Genomic DNA, 20,450 nt, shown 5'->3' on the forward strand with positions numbered 1-20,450 from the left:
AGGAGCAGGGAAGCAGATGTCAGCACGCGCACAGATCGGTGTGACCGGACTCGCCGTCATGGGTCGCAACCTGGCCCGCAACTTCGCCCGGCACGGCTACACGGTCGCGGTGCACAACCGCTCGTACGCCAAGACCGAGTCCCTGATCGCCGAGGCGGGCACCGAGGGCGACTTCGTGCCGTCGGAGTCGATGGTGGACTTCGTGGCCTCGCTCGAGCGCCCGCGCAAGGTCGTCATCATGGTCAAGGCGGGCGCGGCGACCGACGCCGTCATCGACGAGCTCGTGCCGCTGCTGGAGGAGGGCGACATCGTCGTCGACGCCGGCAACGCGCACTTCCCCGACACGATCCGCCGGGAGAAGGCCCTCGCGGCGTCGGGCCTGCACTTCGTCGGCACGGGCGTCTCGGGCGGCGAGGAGGGCGCGCTCAACGGCCCGTCGATCATGCCGGGCGGCACGCGCGAGTCGTACCAGAGCCTCGGCCCGATCCTCGAGGACATCTCGGCGAAGGTCGACGGCGTGCCGTGCTGCACCTACGTCGGGCCCGACGGCGCCGGCCACTTCGTCAAGATGGTGCACAACGGCATCGAGTACGCCGACATGCAGCTCATCGCCGAGGCGTACGACCTGCTCAAGCAGGGGCTCGGCGCGTCCGCGCAGGAGATCGGCGAGATCTTCGCGCAGTGGAACACGGGCGACCTCGAGTCGTTCCTCATCGAGATCACCGCGGACGTGCTCCAGCACGTCGACGCGGAGACCGGCAAGGCGTTCGTCGACGTCGTGCTCGACCAGGCGGAGCAGAAGGGCACCGGCCGCTGGACGGTGCAGAACGGCCTCGACCTCGGCGTGCCGATCACGGGCATCGCCGAGGCGACGTTCGCGCGCGCGCTGTCCGGCTCGGTCCCGCAGCGCGAGGCCGGTCGCGCCGCGCTGCCCGCCGACGCCGCGGCGTGGGACGTGCAGGACCGCGACGCGTTCGTCGAGGACGTGCGCCTCGCGCTCTACGCGTCGAAGGTCGTCGCGTACTCCCAGGGCTTCGACCAGATCGCGGCCGCGTCGGCCGAGTACGGCTGGGACATCGACCGCGGCGCGATGGCCCGCATCTGGCGCGGCGGCTGCATCATCCGCGCGCGCTTCCTCAACCGCATCACCGAGGCGTACGAGCGCGACGCGCAGCTCCCGCTGCTCCTCGCCGACGAGTACTTCACCGGCGCGGTCGGCAACGGCCTCGCGGCGTGGCGTCGCGTGGTGGCGCAGGCCGCCCTCAACGGCGTGCCGACGCCCGCGTTCTCGTCGTCGCTCGCCTACTACGACGGCGTGCGGGCCGAGCGCCTGCCCGCCGCGCTCATCCAGGCGCAGCGCGACTTCTTCGGCGCGCACACCTACCGCCGCGTCGACAAGCCGGGCGTCTTCCACACCGAGTGGTCGGGCGACCGCACCGAGTCCGACGCCTGACGTTTCTCTCCGACGTCCCGACGGCGGTCGTCGCGCTCCGGCGCGGCGGCCGCCGTCGCGCGTCCCGGGCCCGTACCTCGTGTCGCCCGCACGTCCGGTCGCGCGCGGTCGGTCCCCGCGCGTGACGAGCGGCTCGGCCCGGCCGGCCCGCCGACGTGGCAGGCTAGGCGCGCGGGCCGCTGCGTCGGCCCCGACCCCCTGACGCCGGACGACACGGAGAACGATGAGCCGCCACCCGCAGGACGCGACCGCGACGAGGATGCTCGCCGACCGGACGGGCACCGACCCGGCCGACTGGTTCCTCGTCTTCAAGGCCCGCTACGGGATGGAGGTCGTGTTCCGCGCGCTCGCCGAGGCCCGGGGCCCGGGCGACGTGGTCACGCAGGTGTTCACGTGCTCGACGGCGGTCGACCCGGTGCTCGTGGCCGGGCTGCGGCCGGTCTACGCCGAGGTGTCCCCGGCGACGGTCGCGATCGACCCCGACCGGCTCGCCGTCGGCCCGGGCACGCGGGCGGTCGTGCTCCAGAACACGTTCGGGATCGTCGACGAGCCGGCCGCGCGGCGCCTGCGCGACGCCGCGCGCTCCGTCGGGGCGCTGCTCGTCGAGGACAGCGCGCACTGCGTGGGGCGCCTCGCGCGCGACGCCGACGGCACGCCCGTCGCCGACGTCTCGTTCCACTCGTTCGGCGTCGAGAAGCTGCTGCCCACGCGGTTCGGCGGGGCGGTGTGGGTGAGCCCCGCGCTCGACCCGGCGCTGCGCGCGGCGACGGTGGCGGCGCTCGACGCGCTCCCCGCCGTCGGGCCGCGGCTCGACCTCGCCGCGCGCAGCTTCCGCACCCAGGTGCGCGTGCTCAACCGCCTCCCCGGCGCGGCGGCGGGCAAGGTGCGTGGCGCGCTCACGGCCGTCGGGGCGTACGAGCCGGCGATCGCTCCCGTGGAGAACCGGGGCGGCCTCGCGCACCCGCCGCAGCGCCCGTCCGCGTGGGTCGTGGACCGCATGGTCGACGCGCTGCGGTCCAGCGGCGACACCGAGGCGCGCCGCGCCGACACGGTCGCGGAGTACGTGCGCGGGCTGTCGGGCGTCGTCGAGGTCCCGGCCGGGATCGGGGAGCGCGCGCCGCTCGTGCGGTTCCCGTTCTTCGCGCCCGACGCCGCGACCGCCGACCGCCTGGTCGCCGAGCTCACGGCCGCCGGGTTCTATGTCGGCAAGTGGTACCGGCCGGCGCTGTTCCCCGGTCCGGACGACCCCGCGGTCTACGGGTACACCCCGGGCGACCCCGCGCTCGCGACGACGGAGGACCTCGTCGCGCGCGTCGTCAACCTGCCGACCACGGTCGGGGTCGCGACGGCGCGCCGCCTCGTCGAGGCCGTCCGGTCCGCCCTGGGCGCCTGAGCCCCACGACCAGGCGGTCCGTGCCGGCCGACCAGGTGATCCCGGCGCGTCCGCGACACCGGACGGGCCAGGACCACCTGGTCGGCCCCGCGCCTCCCGCGGCTAGGCCGACGGGCGCGAGCGCGCGAACTTCACGTAGTCGAGCGTGTGGCGCAGGTCCACGCGCCACACGTCGAGGCGGCGGCGCAGGCTGCGGTCGGGCGCGTACCGCAGGGTGTGCCACACGCCGTGCTTGCGGGCCTTCTTCACGCGGTGGCGCAGCGACACCGGGACGAGCGCCCGGACGACGGGGTAGGGCACGTTGACCCACAGGCGCGCGTCCGACGTGACCTGCTCGGGCAGCTCGCGCCCGTACACGAGGTCCTCGACGTAGCAGCGCGCGAGGTTGCCGCCGGCGGCCATCGTGTAGAAGCTCGCCGCGCCCTGGCGCAGGTTGACCTCGAGGATCTTGCTCGTGCCGGTGCGGCGGTCGTACATGACGTCCAGGTTCGCGGCGCCGACGTAGCCGAGGCTGTCGAGCAGGTGCCGGACGGACTCCGTGAGCCGGTCGTCCTTCATCGTCACGACGGCGTTGTAGTTCCCGACGAGCTTCGGGTCGTACTCGCCGAGCACGATCTGGGCCGCGGACAGGAACCGCAGGCGGCCGTGGCGGTCGGAGTACGTGTTGACCACGCGCATGACCGACTCGTCGCCCGCGAGGTACTCCTGGACGATGAGGTCGTCCGTGTAGCCGGCGGCGTAGATGCGGCGGCCGACGTCGCGCAGCTCGGCCGCGTCCTGGACGAGGTACACCTTCTTCTTGCCCTCGAACCGCAGGCGCGGGTAGGTGTCGGTGTCGGCCGGCTTGAGGATGAGCGGGTACGGGAAGGGCAGGTCCTCGCCGAAGCCGGGGGCGTCGACGTCGGCCGCCGTGGCGACCACCGTCTCCGGGTGCGGCACGCCGAGCTCCGCGCACGTGCGCGCGAAGTCCGTCTTGTTCATGAGGCGCGCGGCCAGGTCCTCGCCGACGAGCGGGATGACGTAGAGGTCCTCGAGCTCGGGCCGGTGGGCGACGACGACGTTCGTGTAGAACTCGATGTTCGCGATGAGCAGGCGCTTGCGGCCCGGGAACTCCTCGGCGAGCTCGCGCAGGACGGCGACGATGCGCTCCGGGTCGTCGAAGTCGCGGTAGGTGCGCACGTCGACGATGCGGGAGTCCGCCGTCTCGCGCAGGGGGAAGCGGCCCAGGGCCAGCGTGCGGACGCCGTACGCCTCGTGCAACGACCTCGCGATGTTGTAGGTGTTGAGGTTGGTCCCCAGGACGATGGGGAGGAACTCGGCGTTGCCGTACGTCATCGCGGAGGGTCGTCCGTTTCTCTGTCGGGTCGGCGGGCGTCCGCCATCCTACGGTCCGCGCCGCCCGCTCCCCGGGACGCGGGCGCCGTAGGATCCACGGGTGACGTCGCGACCGGACCAGGACCACGCCCAGCCCCTCGTCGGAGTGCTCGGAGGTGTCGGGCCGCTCGCCACGGCCTACTTCCTCCAGCTCCTCGTCGCGCTCACGGAGGCCGAGCGCGACCAGGACCACGTCGACGCCGTCGTGCTCAACCACGCGACGATCCCCGACCGCACGGACTTCATCCTCGGGCGGTCGGACGCGGACCCGGGCCCGGTGCTCGCGCGGGACGCGGAGCGGCTCGAGCGCTTCGGCGCGGACTTCCTCGTCATGCCGTGCAACACCGCGCACTACTTCACGCAGCAGGTGCTCGACGCGATCAGTGTCCCGTTCGTCTCCATCATCGACACGACGGTCGACGCGGCGCGGGCGCGGGTCGACGACCTGCACGCGGTGGGCCTGCTCGCGACGGCGGGGACCGCGGCGTCGGGCGTGTACCAGGACGCGTTCGCGCGCCACGGGATCGAGGCGCTCGTGCCCGACGACGCCGACCAGGCGCTCGTGTCGCAGATCATCTACGAGCAGGTGAAGGCGGGGCGGCCGGTCGACATCGAGACGTTCCGGGCCGTCGCGGGGCGGCTCGTCGAGCGCGGGGCCCAGGTCATCGTGCTGGGCTGCACGGAGCTGTCCGTGGTCGCCGTCGACCACGATCTGCTCGCCGACCCGCTCTACCTCGACTCGACCGACCAGCTCGCCCGCGCGACGATCCGCCGCGCCGGGCACCGCGTCCGCGGGGCGTGACCCCGCGGGTCCGCCGACCGCCGGACCGGCCGGCGCGCTCGTCGGCCGGACGCGCGCAGGGTCAGCCCAGCTCGCTCGTGCCCGAGTAGAGGTGCAGCACGGGGACGTGCAGCTCCTCGCGCGCGCGGGAGGCCCAGTCGGTGTGGAACGTGTCCTCGACCGCGTGCGGGTACGTCACGACGACGATCTCGCGCGCCCCGCCCGACGCGACGGCCGTGCGCAGCGCCGGCAGCGGGTCGTCGTCGACGACGACGCCGTCCGCCTCGCGGCCCGCCGCGCGGAGCTCGGCCACGCTGCGCTCGAGCTGCTCGCTCGCCTCCGCCTTCGCCGTCGTGGGCGAGGGCTCGCGGCCCAGCACCTCGTCCCACGCCTCCTTGAGCTCGCCCACGCTGAGGTGGTCGATGATCCCCGAGATGACGTTGCGCTCCGTGTCCGCCGGGACCAGGACCCGGTAGGCGAGCTGCTCGTCCTCGTGCAGCGACAGGATGTGCTGCACGTCGGCCGGGTTGAGCGTGTCTTCGGTCAGGACGAGGATCGTGTCGGTCACGCGGGTCAGCCTAGCGGGAGGAGCCAGCGCGCGGCGGTCGTACCGGCGGGCGACCCGGGCCGGTCCGCGGGGGCGTGCAGCAGGTGGGCGAGGCGTGCCCCGCGGGGGAGCGCCGTCGTCGTCCCGGGAGCCGGGGCGCCGCCGACGATCCGGCCGGGCCCGGCCCCCACGAGCGTCGGGGTGGTCGTCACGCACAGCTCGTCGACGAGGTCCGCGGCGAGGAGGTCCGCCAGCAGCGACGGGCCGCCCTCGGTGAGCACGCGCGTGAGGCCCCGCCCGGCGAGCGCGGCCAGCCCCGTGGCGAGGTCGAGCGCGTCGTCCGCCGCGTCCTGCCCGACGACGAGCACCCGGTCCGCGGGCACGTCGCCCCGGGCGGTGGCGGCCCCGGCCGGGCCGGTCAGCACGAACGGCGGGCGGTCCGTCCCGGCGAGCGCCGGGGGCACGCGGCCGCTGCGGCTGACGACGGCGAGCTCGAGCGGGGCGTCGTGCAGGTGCCGCAGCCCGCGCGGCCGGCCGAGCGGGGTGTAGCCCTCGGCGCGCGCCGTGCCCGCCCCGACGAGCACCACGTCCGCCAGCGCCCGCAGGACGCGGAACACGCGCCAGTCCGCGTCGTCGTTGATCGACCCCGAGCGCTCGTCGGGGCCCCACGCCGCCCCGTCGACGCTCGCGACCATGTTCGCGCGCACGACGCTCGCCCCGCGCACCGGGGGCCCGTAGGCGTAGAGCGCGGCGAGCCGGTCCTCGCGCGGGTCGGGCGGGAGGTGCTCCGCGGCGGGCAGGAGCACGTCGAGCGCGGGGAGGTCGGTGCGCCCGTCGGGCGCGACGGGCCCGTCGGGCGGGGTGGTGGTCGAGGTCACAGCGGCCAGGCTAGCCGCAGGCGTAGGCTGGATCCTCGTGACTGCGCCCGCCTCCGGTGGTCCCTCGGCCCCGGCAGCCCTCCCCGGCACCGCCCGCGCGTCGGCCTCCTCGCCGACCCCCGGCGGGCCCGTCCGCGCCCTCGCCGACGTCCGGCCCTCCGTGCCTCCCGCCCGGCTCCTCGCCGACCTCGTGCCGCCGCGGCACTTCGCCGACGCGCGGTTCTCGACCTACCGCGCCAACGCCGCCTACCCCAGCCAGGCGCGCACCGTCGCGCGGCTCGAGGAGGTCGCGGCCGCCGTCGTGAAGCCCGCGCGCAAGGGGCTGTTCGGCGCCCGGAAGCAGACGGCGCCCGCGGTGTATATGGACGGCGGGTTCGGGGTCGGCAAGACGCACCTGCTCACGTCCCTCGCGCACGCCGTGGGCCTCGACGTCAGCGCGTACGGCACGTTCGTCGAGTACACGAACCTCGTCGGCGCGCTCGGCTTCCGGGCGACGGTGGACGCGCTCGCCACGAAGAAGCTCGTGTGCATCGACGAGTTCGAGCTCGACGACCCGGGCGACACCGTCCTCATGTCCCGGCTCCTGCGCGAGCTCGCGGACCGCGGCGTGGCGCTGGCCGCGACGTCGAACACGCTCCCCGAGGCGCTCGGCGAGGGCCGCTTCGCCGCCGAGGACTTCCTGCGCGAGATCCAGGCGCTCGCGGCCCGGTTCGAGGTGCTGCGCGTCGACGGCGAGGACTACCGGCACCGCGCGGTCGTCACGGACTCCGCGCCGCTTCCCGAGGCCGACGTGCGGGCGGCCGTCACCGGCCGGCCCGGCGCGACCCTCGACGTGTTCGACGACCTGCTCGCGCACCTGTCGCAGGTCCACCCCAGCCGGTACCGGGCGCTGCTCGACGGCGTCGAGGTCGTCGCGCTCACGGGCGTGCACCCCGTCACCGAGCAGTCCGCGGCGCTGCGCCTCGTCGTGCTCGTCGACCGCCTCTACGACCGCGACGTGCCCGTGCTCCTCGCCGGGACCGGCGCGTACACGGGGGAGCGGAGCCTGTTCACCGAGGAGATGCTGCGCGGCGGGTATCGCAAGAAGTACTACCGCGCGCTGTCGCGCCTCGGCGCGCTCGCGGAGGACGGCCGCACGGTCGCGCGCGGCGCGGCCTGAGCGTCACGTCGCGGCGAGGCGCGCCTTCTCGACCGGGACGTCGAAGTCGGCCGGGGGCCACCCGAGGTCGAGGCCGCGCAGCGCGTCGAGCAGGAGCTCGCTCACCGCGAGGCGCGCGAACCACTTCCGGTCGGCCGGGACCACGTGCCACGGCGCGACGTCGGTGCTCGTCCGGTCGAGGACGGCCTGGTACGCCTCCTGGTACGCAGGCCACTTCTGGCGCGAGTCGACGTCGTTCGGGTTGTACTTCCAGAACTTGTCCGGGCGCTCGAGCCGCTCCATGAGCCGCGCGCGCTGCTCCTCGTAGGAGACGAGCAGGGCGACCTTGACGATCGTGGTCCCCGCCGCGGCGACCTCGGCCTCGAAGCGGTTGATCTCGTCGTAGCGCGCCTCCCACACCGCGGGCGGCACGAGCGCGTCGACGCGCGCGACGAGCACGTCCTCGTAGTGCGACCGGTCGAAGACGCCGATGTACCCCGGCTCGGGCAGCGCGCGGCGGATCCGCCACAGGTAGTCGTGCCGCCGCTCCTCGGGCGTGGGCACCCCGAACGACCGGTGCGCCACGCCCTGCGGGTCGACGAGCCCGACGACGTGCCGCACGATCCCGCCCTTGCCGGCCGTGTCCATGCCCTGCAGCACGAGGAGCACCGACCGCGACCCGCCCGAGCGGCCCTCGGCGAACAGGCGCTCCTGCAGCTCGGACAGCTCGTCCGCGTGCTGCGCGACGAGGGCCTTCCCGGCGGCCTTGTCGCCCGTGAACCCCGGGGTCGACGCGCGGTCGAACGCTGCCAGGTCGAAGCCCTCCGGCACCCGCAGCGCCTGCTCCGGCGGGACGTCCCAGGCGCCCTCCGCGCCGCCCCCGTGCGTGGCCTTCGTCTTCGTCGTCGTCGCCATGGGCGCGAGCGTAGTCACCCGCGCGCCAGGACGGCGACCGAACGCGCGGGCAGGTCGACGTGGTGCCGGCCTGCCCGGGTCGCCGGGTCCCAGGCGGCGAGCACGCGCGGCGTGCCGCCGAGCGCGAGCCGCAGGCGCCGCGGGGCGTCCCCGAGGTTCACGGCGACCGCGACGGTGCGCCGGTCCACGACGAACGCGGGCCCGCCGAGCGGGGCGGCGCCCGTCGTCTGCTCCTCGCCCGCCGCGTCGTCCTCCGGGCCGCCCGGGCCGTGGACGCGCACGAGCGAGAGGTCGCCCGAGCGCACGTCGGGCCGCGACCGCAGCGCCACCAGGTCCCGGTACCAGGCGAGCAGGCGCGCGTGCTCGCCGCGCTCCCGCTCGGACCAGTCGAGGACGCTCGCGTCCCGCGTCGAGCGGGCCTGCGGGTCGGGCACGGGGTCGCCGCCGCCCCACCCGTGGTCGGCGAACTCGGCCGCCCGGCCCGCGCGGACGGCCTCCGCGAGCTCCGGCTCGGCGTGGTCCGTGAAGAACTGCCACGGGGTGGACGCGCCCCACTCCTCGCCCATGAACAGCATCGGCGTGAACGGCGACACGAGCACGAGCGCCGCGGCCGTCGCGAGGCCGCCGCCGTCGAGCGTCGCCGACGGCCGGTCGCCGTGCGCGCGGTTGCCCACCTGGTCGTGGTTCTGCGCGCTCACGACGAACGCGTGGCCGTCGGTCCCGGCGGGGACCGGGTGACCCCACTCGCGCTCCCGGAACGTCGAGTACGTGCCGTCGTGGACGAACACGCCCGTGAGCGCCTTGCGCAGCACCGCGACCGAGCCGAAGTCGACGTAGTAGCCCTGGCGCTCCCCGGTGAGCAGCGCGTGCACGGCGTGGTGGACGTCGTCCGCCCACTGCGCGCGCATCCCGCGCCCGCCCTGCTCCACGCCCGTCACGGTCGCCGGGTCGTTCTCGTCCGACTCGGCCACGAGCGTCAAGGGCCGCCCGAGCTCCTGCTCCACACGGTCCACGCGCCGCGCGAGCTCCGCGAGGAGGTGCGTGGGGGAGTCGTCGACGAGGGCGTGCACCGCGTCGAGCCGCAGCGCGTCCACGTGGAACTCGACGAACCACCGCTCGGCGTTGTCGATCACCCACTCGCGCACCTCCCGGCTGCCCGGGCGGTCGAGGTTCACGGCCGAGCCCCACGGGGTCGTGTGCGCGTCCGTGAAGTACGGGCCGAACTCCGGCAGGTAGTTCCCCGACGGACCGAGGTGGTTGTAGACGACGTCGAGCACCACCGCGAGCCCCCGGGCGTGCGCGGCGTCCACGAACCGCTGGAGCGCGCGGGGGCCGCCGTACGGCTCGTGCACCGCGTACAGGTGCACGCCGTCGTAGCCCCAGCCCCGCTCGCCGCCGAACGCCGCGACCGGCAGGAGCTCGACCGCGCCGACGCCCAGCGCCACCAGGTGGTCGAGCCGGTCGATCGCCGCGTCGAGGGTGCCCTGCGGCGTGAACGTCCCGACGTGCAGCTCGTAGAGCACCTCGCCGCGCACGTCGCGGCCCGGCCAGGCGGCGTCCGTCCAGGCGAACGCCGGGTCGAACGTGCGGCTCGGCCCGTGCACCCCGTACGGCTGCCACGGGCTGCGCGGGTCCGGCCGGCCCGGACCGCCGTCGACGGAGTACCCGTAGTCCGTGCCCCACGGCAGCTCGTGGTCGAACCCCCACCAGCCCGGCACGTGCGCCCCCACGAGGCGCAGCGGGAGGCGCTCGGCGCCCTCGAACGTGCCCGAGCCCTGCTCCGGAAGCAGGAGCTCGACGCTGCGCGCCGTCGGCGCCCACACCACGGGCCGCGGCCCCGGCACGGCGAGCAGGGGCGTGGCCTGGGGTGCGGGGACGCGCGGGGGCGGGACCGGGGTGCCCGCCGTCACGGTGCGCCCTCGCCCGTCGTGGCGGCGCCCTCGCCCGTCGCCGCGGCGCTCGCGGCGGAGCCCGGCGCGACGAGCAGCGCGACCGGCAGGTCGGCGAGCAGGTCCGCGACGCGGACGGTCCCGGCCGGGTGCTCGCGCCCGGTGAGCACGTCGATCCACATGCCCGTGCCTGCGGGGAGCGCGACGACGTGGTCGCGCCACCCGCCGAGGCGGTCGACCGTCCCGGCGAGGCGGGTCGCCACCGTGACGACGTGCGCGACGGCCGCGTCGTCCGTGCGGTCGTCACCGGACGCGTCGGCGGTCGCGGGCGTCCCGGCGGGGGCGGCGGCCGGGGCCGTGCGCGCGAACGCGAGCGCGCACGGCGTCGACGACGCGACGGGCGCGTACCCGGCGCCGTCGCCGACGAACGCGGCGGCGAGGGCGCGGCGCACGCGCAGGGCGCGCGCCGTGACGAGCAGCTTCTCGTCCGCGAGCGTGCGCGCGGGCGCCCCGCCGTCGAGCCGGGCGAGGCGCTCGGTGAGGTCGTCGACGTCCACGGGGCGGCGGTTGTCCGGGTCGACGAGCGTGGGCGCGTACGACTCGGCGCCCTGGTAGACGTCCGCGACGCCCGGGGCCGTGAGCCGCGTGAGCGTGATCCCGAGGCTCGCGGCGCGCAGCTCCTCGCGGTGCTCGCGCGCCCACCGGGCGAACGCCCCGGTCACGGCGGGGTCGGCGAGCGCGCGGCGGGCGAGCTCGGCCACGGCCTCCTCGTACGCCTCGTCCGGGCTCGTCCACGACGTCGCGACCTTCGCCTCGCGCAGCGCCTTGCGCAGGTAGTCGACGAGCCGGTCGGGAGCGATCGCGGCCTGGGACGTGCCGTCGGGCGCGTCGTCCGGCGTGGCCGCGTCGGGGAGCCAGGTCCCGGCCACGGTCTGCCACAGCAGGTTCTCGGCAAGACCGTCGACGAGGACCCCGCGGTAGGGGGCGGTCGCCGCGCGCACCTCGTCGACGAGCCGCGACCACGCGCCCGCGTCCTCGGACAGCACGCCGAGGGCCGCGCGCGTGTCCTCGCCGCGCTTGGTGTCGTGCGTCGACCCGGCCGTGAGGGCGTGCGGGGTGAGCGCGGCGAACCGCTGCGCGAACGCGTGCCAGTCGTGCACGCCGAGGCTGAACCGGTCCGGCTCGCCCCCGACCTCGCACAGGCTCACGAGCTCGGTCCAGCGGTAGAACGCCGTGTCCTCGACGCCCTTCGCCGTCACGGCCCCGCACACCTGCTGGAAGCGCACGACGAGCTCGTCGCGGCGTGCCTCGCGCCGTCGTCCCGCGCTGCCGACCTCGCGGCCGAGCACGAGGTCCACGACGACGGCGAGCGTCTCCGCGCGCTGCGGGTCGAGGTGCGCGCGGGCGCGCTCGGCCGCCTCCTCGACCGCCCGGACCGCCTCGTGCCGCGGCGGGGTGCCCGGCACCACGTACGCGCGGTAGCGGTCGAACGCGACGAGCAGCTCGCGCAGGCACTGGTGCAGGCCGCGCCACGTGTGGTCGCGCAGGCGCGGGTCGTCGTGGCAGACGGCGGCCGCCAGGTCCGTGAGCCGGTGCACCTCCGCGTAGAGGGGCCCGGCGACGACCTCGCGCTTCGCCTCCTCCACGAGCGCACCGAGACCGCCCGGTGCCGCGCCCGTGAGGCGCGTCATCACCGCGTCGAGGCCCGACCGGCCGCCCGGGTCGACGAAGAGCTGCTGCAGACGCCACGCGACGTCGTAGCCGGTCGTGCCGACCGTCGCCCAGTCGGGCGGCACCTGCTCCTCGCCCGCGAGGATCTTCTCGACGACGACCCACGCGCCGTCGGTGCGGTCGGCGAGGCGCTGGAGGTACTGTGCCGGGTCCGCGAGGCCGTCGGGGTGGTCGATGCGCAGGCCGTCGACGACCCCGGACGTGACGAGGTCGAGCACGAGCGCGTGCGTCGCGTCGAAGACCTCCTCGTCCTCGACCCGGACCGCGACGAGCGACCCGACGTCGAAGAACCGGCGGTAGTTGAGCTCCTCGTCGCCCACGCGCCAGTAGGCCAGCCGGTAGTGCTGGCGCTCGACGAGCTCCGCGAGCGGCAGGTCCTCCGTCCCGGCGCGCACGGGGAACACGTGGTCGTAGTAGCGCAGCACGCGCCGAGGCCCGGGCGTGCCCGGGACCTCGACCTCGTCCAGCACGAGCTCGCCCGCCGCGAGCACGTCCCCGAGGCGCGCGCCGAGGACGGGCATGAGGACCGCCCCCTCGCCCGCCGACCAGTCGACGTCGAACCACCGGGCGTACGGGGAGTCGGAGCCCTCCTCCAGGACCGACCACAGCGCACGGTTGTGCCACGCGGGCGTGGGGACCGCCATGTGGTTCGGGACGACGTCGAGCACCATGCCGAGGCCCGCGCCGCGGGCCGCGGCCGCGAGCCGTCCGAGGCCCTCGCGCCCGCCGAGCTCGTCGCTGATCCGCGTGTGGTCGACGACGTCGTACCCGTGGGTCGACCCGGGCGCCGCCTGGAGCACCGGCGAGAGGTAGAGGTGCGTGACGCCGAGGGTCGCGAGGTACGGCACCTGGCGCGCGGCGTCGTCGAACGTGAGGTCGGGACCGAGCTGGAGCCGGTACGTCGAGACCGGGACGCGGGGCGGCGCGCCCGGCGTGCCGACGGGGGAGACGGCGGTCATCGCAGCGGCGGGCGGGTCAGGACGATGACGCTGCGGCCCGTCACGGACACGGTCTCCCCGGGCTGCAGCACCTCGCCGACGTCGACCGTGCCGTCGGTGTCCAGCACGACGTCCCAGCTCTCCCCGTACGCCGCCGGCGGCACGGTGAAGTCCAGGTCCTCGGAGTGCGCGTTGAGCAGCAGCAGGAACGAGTCGTCGACGATCGGCTCGCCGCGCCGGTCCTGCTCGGGGATCGCGTCGCCGTTGAGGAACACCATGACGGTGCGCGCGTAGGCGTGGTCCCAGTCCTGCTGGTCCATGCGCGAGCCGGTGATGTCGAGCCACTCGATGTCCGGGAGGTCGTCCGGACCCTCGGGCGTGCCCGGCTCCGCGCCGTCCTGCCGGCCCACGAAGAAGCGCCGCCGGTGCAGCACGGGGTGGTCGCGGCGCAGCCAGACGACCCGGCGCGCGAAGTCGAGGAGCGCGGCCCGCTCGTCGTCGAGGCCCTCCTCGCCGCCCCAGTCCATCCAGGTGATCTCGTTGTCCTGGCAGTAGCCGTTGTTGTTGCCGCGCTGGGTGCGCGCGATCTCGTCGCCGTGCGCGAGCATGGGCACGCCCTGCGACAGCAGCAGCGTGGCGAAGAAGTTCCGGCGCTGGCGCGCGCGCAGCGACCGCACGTCGGGGTCGTCCGTCGGGCCCTCGGCCCCGCAGTTCCAGGACCGGTTGTGGCTCTCGCCGTCGTTGTTGTCCTCGCCGTTCGCCTCGTTGTGCTTCTCGTTGTAGGACACGAGGTCGTTGAGCGTGAAGCCGTCGTGCGCGGTGACGAAGTTGATCGAGGCGATGGGCTTGCGCCCGCCGTGCTCGTAGAGGTCGGACGAGCCCGTGAGGCGGCTCGCGAGCTCGGGCAGCGTCGAGGGCTCGCCGCGCCAGAAGTCGCGCACCGTGTCGCGGTAGCGCCCGTTCCACTCGGTCCACAGGGGCGGGAAGCCGCCCACCTGGTAGCCGCCGTCGCCGAGGTCCCACGGCTCGGCGATGAGCTTGACCTGGGAGATGACCGGGTCCTGCTGCACGATGTCGAAGAACGCCGAGAGGCGGTCGACCTCGTGGAACTGGCGCGCGAGCGTGGCCGCGAGGTCGAAGCGGAACCCGTCCACGTGCATCTCGGTCACCCAGTACCGCAGCGAGTCCATGATGAGCTGGAGCACGTGCGGCGAGCGCATGAGCAGCGAGTTGCCCGTGCCGGTCGTGTCGAAGTAGTGCGCCTCGTCGCCGTCCACGAGCCGGTAGTAGGCCTTGTTGTCGATGCCGCGGAAGCTCAGCGTCGGGCCGAGGTGGTTGCCCTCCGCGGTGTGGTTGTAGACCACGTCGAGGATGACCTCGATGCCGGCCTCGTGCAGCGCCTTGACCATGGTCTTGAACTCCATGACCTGCTGCCCGCGCGTCCCGTGGGCCGCGTAGCCGTTGTGGGGCGCGAAGAACCCGATGGTGTTGTAGCCCCAGTAGTTCGACAGCCCCTTCTCGACGAGCGTGGGGTCGTTGACGAACTGGTGCACGGGCATGAGCTCGACCGCCGTGACGCCCAGGGTCACGAGGTGCTCGACGACGGCCGGGTGCGCCATGCCGGCGTAGGTGCCGCGCAGCTCGTCGGGGACGTCCGGGTGGAGCATCGTCATGCCCTTGACGTGCGCCTCGTAGATGACGCTGTCGTGGTAGTCCCGGTTCGGCGGGCGGTCGTGGCCCCAGTCGAAGAACGGGTTGATGACGACCGACATCATCGTGTGCCCGGCCGAGTCGTCGTCGTTGAGCGGGGGAGCGGGCGGGGGTGCGTCGTCCTCCTCGCCCTCGGCGAGCTCGTCCGCCTGCGCGACCTCGTCCGCGTCGGCGAAGCGGTAGGAGAACAGCGACTCGTCGCCGTCGATCTGCCCCTCGATCGCCTTCGCGTACGGGTCGAGCAGAAGCTTCGCCGGGTTGCAGCGGTGCCCGTTCGCGGGGTCGTAGGGACCGTGCACGCGGTAGCCGTAGCGCGTACCGGGGCCCTTGCCCGGGAGGTAGACGTGCCAGACGTGCGCGTCGATCTCCTCGACGTCGACGCGGGTCTCGTTCCCGTCGTCGTCGAAGAGGCAGAGCTCGACGCGCTCGGCGATCTCGGAGAAGAGCGCGAAGTTGGTCCCCGTGCCGTCGTACGTGGCGCCGAGGGGGTAGGGGTGGCCTGGCCAGGTCTGCATGTCCCTGAGGATGTCACGGGGTCCTGTTCGCTGTCGTCGCAGGAGACCCCTCGGTGACGCGATCGATCTCGACCGGGCTCTCCCGCCGCGATCCGAGCAGTAATAGTGTGCCAAGCGGCGATCGCGCTGATGGTCGCCCCGCCCGTGCGACGCACCGACCCGCCCGGAGGCGGACGATCGTGCATCGCGGGGTCGGACCTGGTAGACCCGTGCCATGAGCACCCACGCACACCACCGCGACGACCTCAACCAGTCCGACATCGCGTCCGCCCGGCTGTCCCCGCGCCGCGAGGACGAGGGAGAGGGGTCCGGCGACGTGCTCACCGGGGGAGACGCGACGAAGGCCCCGCAGTCGCTCTCGGAGAACGAGCGCCGGCCCATCGACGGCGCGTCGTCGGGCACGTCCTGGGACGACCCGGACGAGCTGTAGGAACTTCGCGCCCGGCCCCTCAGTCGACGCGCGGCAGGCGGTCGGCGTCGACCGCGATGAGCCGCGGCATCCCCGCGGGGGCGACGGCGCTGAGGGCGAGGTAGCGCGCCTCGGCCCGGTGCAGGCGGATGTGCTCGTCGACGGTCCAGTCGGGACCGTTGGTGAGCGGCATGCCGCACGAGCAGTCGATGGTGACGCGCCCGGCGGCGTCCTCGCGGACCTGCCCGATCGTCACGTGCTCCGACCGCGCGTCCGCCTTGGCCCGGCGCATGGTCGCGCTCACGGGCTCGGGCCGGTGTGCCTGGGGTGGGGGCGAGGCAGGTGCGTCGGTCACGGGTTCCGAGCCTAGACGCCGCCGGGACCTCGCCGCACCCGCCGTCGCGGCCCGTCTCAGTGGGTGTGCGCGATCCCGAGCTCGTGCGCCCGCTCGTGCTCGCGCTCGGCGGCCCCGCGGGCGGCGATGCGCGCCCGGACCTCCTCGCGCCGCAGGGGCGGGACCGTCGTCGGCGGGGTCCGGCGTTCGGGCAGCTCGTCGAGCAGGCGCGCGACGATCGCGGTCACCTCGTCGACCGCACGCTCGAACGGCTCCTCGGTCGCGGCGCTCGTGCGCTGGATGCCCGTGACCTTCCGGACGAACTGGCGCGCGGCCGCCTCGATCTCCTCGTCGGTCGCGGGCGGCTCGAGGCCGCGCAGGGTCGTGATGTTCCGGCACATGCCTCGACGCTACGTGCGTGTGAGGAGCGCCACAAGAGCGGCCGTTGTCAGGCGAGCCGGGCCGTCACCGCGAGGTGCTCGCCCGCCTCGACCCGCACGTCCGCCACCCGCACCCCCGGCGGCAGGTCGGCCGCGAGGTCGACGTGGCGCCCCTCGACCTTCGCCAGCTCTCCGCGGGCCACCACGAGCAACGCCGCGACGACGGGGTTGCGGCTCGAGAGCTCGAGGTCGCGGACGGTGAGCACCATGCGTGCGTCGACCTCGGCGGTGCCGGTGGCGCGCACGCTCGCCGAGAGCAGTCCCTTGCGCACGCGGGCGAACGCCTGGAGCGACACCGTGCGCGGCCCCGTCGCGACGAGGTCGACGTCGAGCGAGGCCAGCGTGAGACCGATGTTCTGCAGCTCGGTGGCGACGATCCTCCGGGCGGTGGCGAGGACCGCCTCGCGCGGGGCCGAGACGCGGACGTGCCCGCCGAGGGGTGCGGCGTCGTCGGGCTCCACGCCCTCGACGGCGAGAGACCCGTCGGCGCCCTCGACCCAGCGGAAGCGCAGCCCCTCGATCTCGGCCGTGACGTCCACGGGGACGTCGTCGACCAGGAGCGGGTGCGCGTCGACCCGGAGCTGGCGCACCACCGCGTCCTCGCGCGAAAGGACGTGCTCGACGTCGACCGTCGGGGAGGTGCTGCGCCCGGACGAGGAGGCGGGGCGGTCCGCTCCGACCCGGACCCGGACGCCCGTGAGGTCGACGTCGAGGCGAGAGACGTCCGCACCCTCGAGGTCGGCGTCGAGCCGGACGGCCGCCGCGCCCTCGACCTCGGGGCCCAGGGCGTCGAGGACGGCCGGCCGCAGGCGTGCGAGCAGCTCGGGGGCGGTCGTGGGACGCGGGGCCGCGCCGAGCGGCAGGACGTCGTGGGCGGGGCGCTGGTCGGGCATGCGCCGAGAGTAGACGACGAAGGCCGCCCCGGCGTCGGGACGGCCTTCGAGTGGTGGGCGATACTGGGATCGAACCAGTGACCTCTTCCGTGTCAGGGAAGCGCGCTACCGCTGCGCCAATCGCCCGGGTGCTGCATACGAGGTGGAGATGGGATTCGAACCCACGTATACGGCTTTGCAGGCCGCTGCCTCGCCTCTCGGCCACTCCACCTTGAGACGCGTCCTCTCATGCTCCCGGGGGAGCGGGCCAGAGAGTGGGCCTCCGAGCGGATGACGGGACTCGAACCCGCGACCCTCACCTTGGCAAGGTGATGCTCTACCAACTGAGCCACATCCGCGCGGCCGGTCCGTCGGGGGCTCTCATGAACCCCGTGGTGATCGGCGCGAAGCACATACTAGCCGACTTCCGCCCGGTCCCGTGCATCCGGTCCAGGTGATGGTCGGCGCGAGAGAGGCCGCTCCGGACGGTGCCGGGGCGGCCTCTCTCGTCGTGCTCGTGGGCGATACTGGGATCGAACCAGTGACCTCTTCCGTGTCAGGGAAGCGCGCTACCGCTGCGCCAATCGCCCCAGAGGGGTGGTGCTGTTGCGAGGTGGAGATGGGATTCGAACCCACGTATACGGCTTTGCAGGCCGCTGCCTCGCCTCTCGGCCACTCCACCGCGACCTGCCCTCCGCCACCACGAGGGCGGCGGAGGGTGGGCCTCCGAGCGGATGACGGGACTCGAACCCGCGACCCTCACCTTGGCAAGGTGATGCTCTACCAACTGAGCCACATCCGCGCGGCCGGACCCTGGAGCTTCGAGGAGTGTTTCCCCCGGCCCTCCGGCGTTCCGGCGCGTCCCAGACATTAGTCCACGTTCGCGTCCGGCGTCCAACCGGCCCCGCCGAGCCCGCGGTCGGTGCTCGGGGGCCGGGGTCCGGGCGGAGGGTGCGCCCTGGGTAGCGTGGTCCTGTGCCAGGACCTGGGAGAACACCCGCGCCGGGGTTCGCTCGCTTCGCCGGGCGCGCCGCGAGCGGCGTGCTCGAGTGCGTCGACCTCCGGCGCGAGCCGGAGCGGCTGGCCGACGACGGGCCGTGGTTCGTGGTCGCCGACTTCGACGACCCCGCCCGCGGCGGCCGGGCGCGCGCGTGGCGGTTCGCCGAGCGGCTCGCCCCGTCGGACCTGGACGCGGCGACGCCCGCGGGAGCGGAGGCCGCCCCGTGGCGCGGGCCCGACCCGTCCGCGTGGCGCAGCTCCCTGGACCGGGCCGGCTACGAGGCCGCCGTCGCGCACGTGCGCGACGAGGTCCGGGAGGGCGAGGTCTACCAGGCGAACGTCTGCCGTGTGCTGGCGGCCCCGCTCGTCGGCCCGGGTGGCGGCGAGCCCGACGCCCGGGCCCTCGCGCGTCGTCTCGCCCGGGGCAACCCCGCTCCGTACGGGGGCGTCCTCCACGTGCCGGCGGGATCCGGCGTCGACCCGGTGTGGGTCGTCAGCGCCTCGCCCGAGCTGTACCTCCGGGTCGCGGGGGGCACGGTGACGTCCGGGCCCATCAAGGGCACCGCCCCGACGCCCGCGGGGCTCACCGCCAAGGACCGGGCGGAGAACGTGATGATCACCGACCTCGTGCGCAACGACCTCCAGCGCGTGTGCGACCCGGGGACCGTCGAGGTCACCGACCTGCTCGCGGTCGAGCAGCACCCCGGTCTGGTCCACCTCGTGAGCACGGTGACGGGACGCCTGCGCGCCGAGCTCGCAGGGTCGGCCGCGCTGTGGCCCGCGCTGCTCGAGGCCACCTTCCCGCCGGCGTCGGTCTCCGGGGCGCCCAAGTCGTCCGCGCTGCGGATCATCGACGCGCTGGAGCCCGTCCCGCGCGGCCCCTACTGCGGCGCCGTCGGCTGGGTCGACGGCGACGAGGCCGTGCTCGCCGTCGGGATCCGCACCTTCTGGTGGTCCGACGGCGTCCTGCGCTTCGGCACGGGCGCCGGGATCACCTGGGGGAGCGACCCCGCGCGCGAGTGGGAGGAGACCGAGCTCAAGGCGCGCCGCCTCGTCGGCCTCGCCTCGGGCACACTGGAGCCATGAGCACCCCTGCCGCCACGACACCGACGTCCGCGAGCACGACCGAGAACCTCGTGATCTGGGCCGACGGGCGCCTCGTGGCGCCCGGCGAGGTCGCGCTCAGCGCGGTCGACCACGGCGTGACCGTCGGGGACGGCGTGTTCGAGACGTGCGCCGTGTTCGACGGCCGGGCCTTCGCACTCACGCGCCACCTGCGCCGGCTCGCGCGGTCCGCCGCCGGGCTCGGCCTCGACGCGCCGGACGAGCGCCGCGTGCTCGACGGCGTCGAGGCCGTGCTCGCCGAGGCGGACGCGCGCACGCGTGCCGGCGCCGGGCCGGTGGGCCGGCTGCGCATCACGGTGACGGCCGGCGTCGGGCCGCTCGGGTCCGGGCGCACCCCCGGCGAGCAGACCGTCGTCGTCGCGGTCGGCCCGGCGGTCATCCGTCCCGCCGGCCGTGCGGTGCGGTCGCCCTGGACCCGGAACGAGCGCTCCGCCGTCGCCGGGCTCAAGACGACGTCGTACGCGGAGAACGTCGTGGCGCTCGCCGACGCCGTGGCCAAGGGCGGCGACGAGGCGCTCCTCGCGAACACGGCCGGCGACCTGTGCGAGGGCACCGGGGCGAACGTCTTCGTCGAGCGCGGGGGCGAGCTCGTCACCCCGCCCCTGTCCTCGGGCTGCCTCGCGGGCATCACGCGCGAGCTGCTGCTCGAGTGGGCCGCGGAGGACGGCCTGCCCGCGCGCGAGGCGCGTCCCGGCGAGCTCTCGTTCGCCGTGCTCGACGAGGTGACCGCGGGGGAGTCGGCGCTGCTGCTCACGGGCTCCGTGCGCAACGTCCAGCCGGTGACCTGGCTCGACGGCGCGGACGTGGCTGCGGGGGAGCTCTCCGTGGCGGCGCGGGACCTGTTCGAGCGGCGTCGCCGCGAGCGTCTCGACCCCTGAGGGCGGCCGGTTTTTCGATCCGGTCCGTTTCAGGCTAGTATCGACCACGCACTCGGGCGATTGGCGCAGTGGTAGCGCGCTTCGTTCACACCGAAGAGGTCACTGGTTCGAACCCAGTATCGCCCACCGAG

The 20,450-nt window shown here is 74.7% G+C and carries 17 protein-coding genes and 7 tRNA genes; 8 read left to right on the forward strand and 16 right to left on the reverse strand.

Going from position 1 to position 20,450, the window contains the following annotated elements; genetic code table 11:
• Window positions 1-16: 16 nt before the first annotated feature.
• Together gndA and MT994_RS12375 are read left to right on the forward strand one after the other, a co-directional pair.
• Window positions 17-1,453, forward strand: a complete 1,437-nt coding sequence (gene gndA, locus MT994_RS12370) for an NADP-dependent phosphogluconate dehydrogenase (protein ID WP_354806489.1) — start codon at window positions 17-19, stop codon at window positions 1,451-1,453.
• Window positions 1,454-1,676: 223 nt separating this feature from the next.
• Complete coding sequence (locus MT994_RS12375; protein WP_076404945.1) at window positions 1,677-2,846, forward strand: DegT/DnrJ/EryC1/StrS family aminotransferase; 1,170 nt, start codon at window positions 1,677-1,679, stop codon at window positions 2,844-2,846.
• 102 nt (window positions 2,847-2,948) lie between these two features.
• Here the strand turns inward: MT994_RS12375 and MT994_RS12380 are convergent, their stop codons facing one another.
• Complete coding sequence (locus MT994_RS12380; RefSeq protein ID WP_354806492.1) at window positions 2,949-4,181, reverse strand: hypothetical protein; 1,233 nt, start codon at window positions 4,179-4,181, stop codon at window positions 2,949-2,951.
• A gap of 100 nt (window positions 4,182-4,281) precedes the next feature.
• Between MT994_RS12380 and MT994_RS12385 the strand changes: the two genes are divergently transcribed.
• Entirely contained in the window at window positions 4,282-5,022 is a 741-nt protein-coding gene (locus MT994_RS12385; RefSeq protein WP_354806493.1) for an amino acid racemase, read from the forward strand.
• A 61-nt stretch (window positions 5,023-5,083) separates the two neighbouring features.
• Here MT994_RS12385 and MT994_RS12390 read toward each other — a convergent pair whose 3' ends face one another.
• Window positions 5,084-5,569 (reverse strand): hypothetical protein, encoded by a 486-nt coding sequence (locus tag MT994_RS12390; protein ID WP_061268189.1) that lies wholly within the window; start codon window positions 5,567-5,569, stop codon window positions 5,084-5,086.
• A gap of 5 nt (window positions 5,570-5,574) precedes the next feature.
• A complete protein-coding gene (locus MT994_RS12395) occupies window positions 5,575-6,426 on the reverse strand; it encodes a dihydrofolate reductase family protein (protein ID WP_354806494.1) in 852 nt (283 codons plus the stop codon).
• Between the two features lie 160 nt (window positions 6,427-6,586).
• Between MT994_RS12395 and zapE the strand changes: the two genes are divergently transcribed.
• Complete coding sequence (zapE, locus tag MT994_RS12400) at window positions 6,587-7,585, forward strand: cell division protein ZapE (RefSeq protein ID WP_240696618.1); 999 nt, start codon at window positions 6,587-6,589, stop codon at window positions 7,583-7,585.
• A gap of 3 nt (window positions 7,586-7,588) precedes the next feature.
• Here zapE and MT994_RS12405 read toward each other — a convergent pair whose 3' ends face one another.
• The 4 genes from MT994_RS12405 to glgX all read right to left on the reverse strand — a co-directional run bounded on the left by MT994_RS12405 (window position 7,589) and on the right by glgX (window position 15,262).
• On the reverse strand, window positions 7,589-8,479 hold the full coding sequence (locus tag MT994_RS12405; RefSeq protein ID WP_354806495.1) for a polyphosphate kinase 2 family protein: 891 nt from the start codon (window positions 8,477-8,479) through the stop codon (window positions 7,589-7,591).
• A 14-nt stretch (window positions 8,480-8,493) separates the two neighbouring features.
• Complete coding sequence (gene treZ / locus MT994_RS12410; RefSeq protein ID WP_354806697.1) at window positions 8,494-10,323, reverse strand: malto-oligosyltrehalose trehalohydrolase; 1,830 nt, start codon at window positions 10,321-10,323, stop codon at window positions 8,494-8,496.
• 62 nt (window positions 10,324-10,385) lie between these two features.
• Window positions 10,386-13,058, reverse strand: coding sequence for a malto-oligosyltrehalose synthase (treY, locus tag MT994_RS12415; protein WP_354806496.1), 2,673 nt, complete (start codon window positions 13,056-13,058; stop codon window positions 10,386-10,388).
• Window positions 13,055-15,262, reverse strand: a complete 2,208-nt coding sequence (gene glgX, locus MT994_RS12420) for a glycogen debranching protein GlgX (RefSeq protein ID WP_354806497.1) — start codon at window positions 15,260-15,262, stop codon at window positions 13,055-13,057. Before glgX ends, treY begins: the two co-directional genes overlap by 4 nt.
• Window positions 15,263-15,476: 214 nt before the next feature.
• Here glgX and MT994_RS12425 point away from each other — a divergent pair, with 214 nt between their 5' ends.
• Complete coding sequence (locus MT994_RS12425) at window positions 15,477-15,692, forward strand: hypothetical protein (RefSeq protein ID WP_021482368.1); 216 nt, start codon at window positions 15,477-15,479, stop codon at window positions 15,690-15,692.
• A 19-nt stretch (window positions 15,693-15,711) separates the two neighbouring features.
• On the opposite strand, the gene MT994_RS12430 is transcribed toward MT994_RS12425, so the two are convergent.
• The 9 genes from MT994_RS12430 to MT994_RS12470 all read right to left on the reverse strand — a co-directional run bounded on the left by MT994_RS12430 (window position 15,712) and on the right by MT994_RS12470 (window position 18,119).
• The gene (locus MT994_RS12430) at window positions 15,712-16,026 is read right to left on the reverse strand and encodes a hypothetical protein (RefSeq protein ID WP_306303318.1); all 315 of its coding nucleotides are present in this window, start codon (window positions 16,024-16,026) and stop codon (window positions 15,712-15,714) included.
• A 56-nt stretch (window positions 16,027-16,082) separates the two neighbouring features.
• Window positions 16,083-16,406: a DUF2277 domain-containing protein gene (locus MT994_RS12435; RefSeq protein WP_354806498.1), complete on the reverse strand. Its 324-nt coding sequence runs from the start codon at window positions 16,404-16,406 to the stop codon at window positions 16,083-16,085.
• A gap of 47 nt (window positions 16,407-16,453) precedes the next feature.
• Entirely contained in the window at window positions 16,454-17,338 is an 885-nt protein-coding gene (locus tag MT994_RS12440; protein WP_354806500.1) for a hypothetical protein, read from the reverse strand.
• A 51-nt stretch (window positions 17,339-17,389) separates the two neighbouring features.
• Window positions 17,390-17,464, reverse strand: a tRNA-Val gene (locus MT994_RS12445).
• 14 nt (window positions 17,465-17,478) lie between these two features.
• A tRNA-Cys gene (locus tag MT994_RS12450) sits at window positions 17,479-17,549 on the reverse strand.
• 54 nt (window positions 17,550-17,603) lie between these two features.
• Window positions 17,604-17,676 (reverse strand) — tRNA-Gly (locus MT994_RS12455).
• Window positions 17,677-17,835: 159 nt separating this feature from the next.
• A tRNA-Val gene (locus MT994_RS12460) sits at window positions 17,836-17,907 on the reverse strand.
• A 21-nt stretch (window positions 17,908-17,928) separates the two neighbouring features.
• Window positions 17,929-17,999, reverse strand: a tRNA-Cys gene (locus MT994_RS12465).
• A gap of 47 nt (window positions 18,000-18,046) precedes the next feature.
• A tRNA-Gly gene (locus MT994_RS12470) sits at window positions 18,047-18,119 on the reverse strand.
• Window positions 18,120-18,292: 173 nt separating this feature from the next.
• Here MT994_RS12470 and MT994_RS12475 point away from each other — a divergent pair.
• The 3 genes from MT994_RS12475 to MT994_RS12485 all read left to right on the forward strand — a co-directional run bounded on the left by MT994_RS12475 (window position 18,293) and on the right by MT994_RS12485 (window position 20,445).
• Window positions 18,293-19,402: an anthranilate synthase component I family protein gene (locus MT994_RS12475; protein WP_354806501.1), complete on the forward strand. Its 1,110-nt coding sequence runs from the start codon at window positions 18,293-18,295 to the stop codon at window positions 19,400-19,402.
• On the forward strand, window positions 19,399-20,319 hold the full coding sequence (locus MT994_RS12480; RefSeq protein WP_194522581.1) for an aminotransferase class IV: 921 nt from the start codon (window positions 19,399-19,401) through the stop codon (window positions 20,317-20,319). The genes MT994_RS12475 and MT994_RS12480 overlap by 4 nt, the downstream gene beginning before the upstream one ends.
• A gap of 54 nt (window positions 20,320-20,373) precedes the next feature.
• Window positions 20,374-20,445, forward strand: a tRNA-Val gene (locus MT994_RS12485).
• Window positions 20,446-20,450: the final 5 nt, after the last annotated feature.

Source organism: Cellulosimicrobium sp. MI9406 (assembly GCF_040595865.1).
Taxonomy (GTDB): domain Bacteria; phylum Actinomycetota; class Actinomycetes; order Actinomycetales; family Cellulomonadaceae; genus Cellulosimicrobium; species Cellulosimicrobium funkei.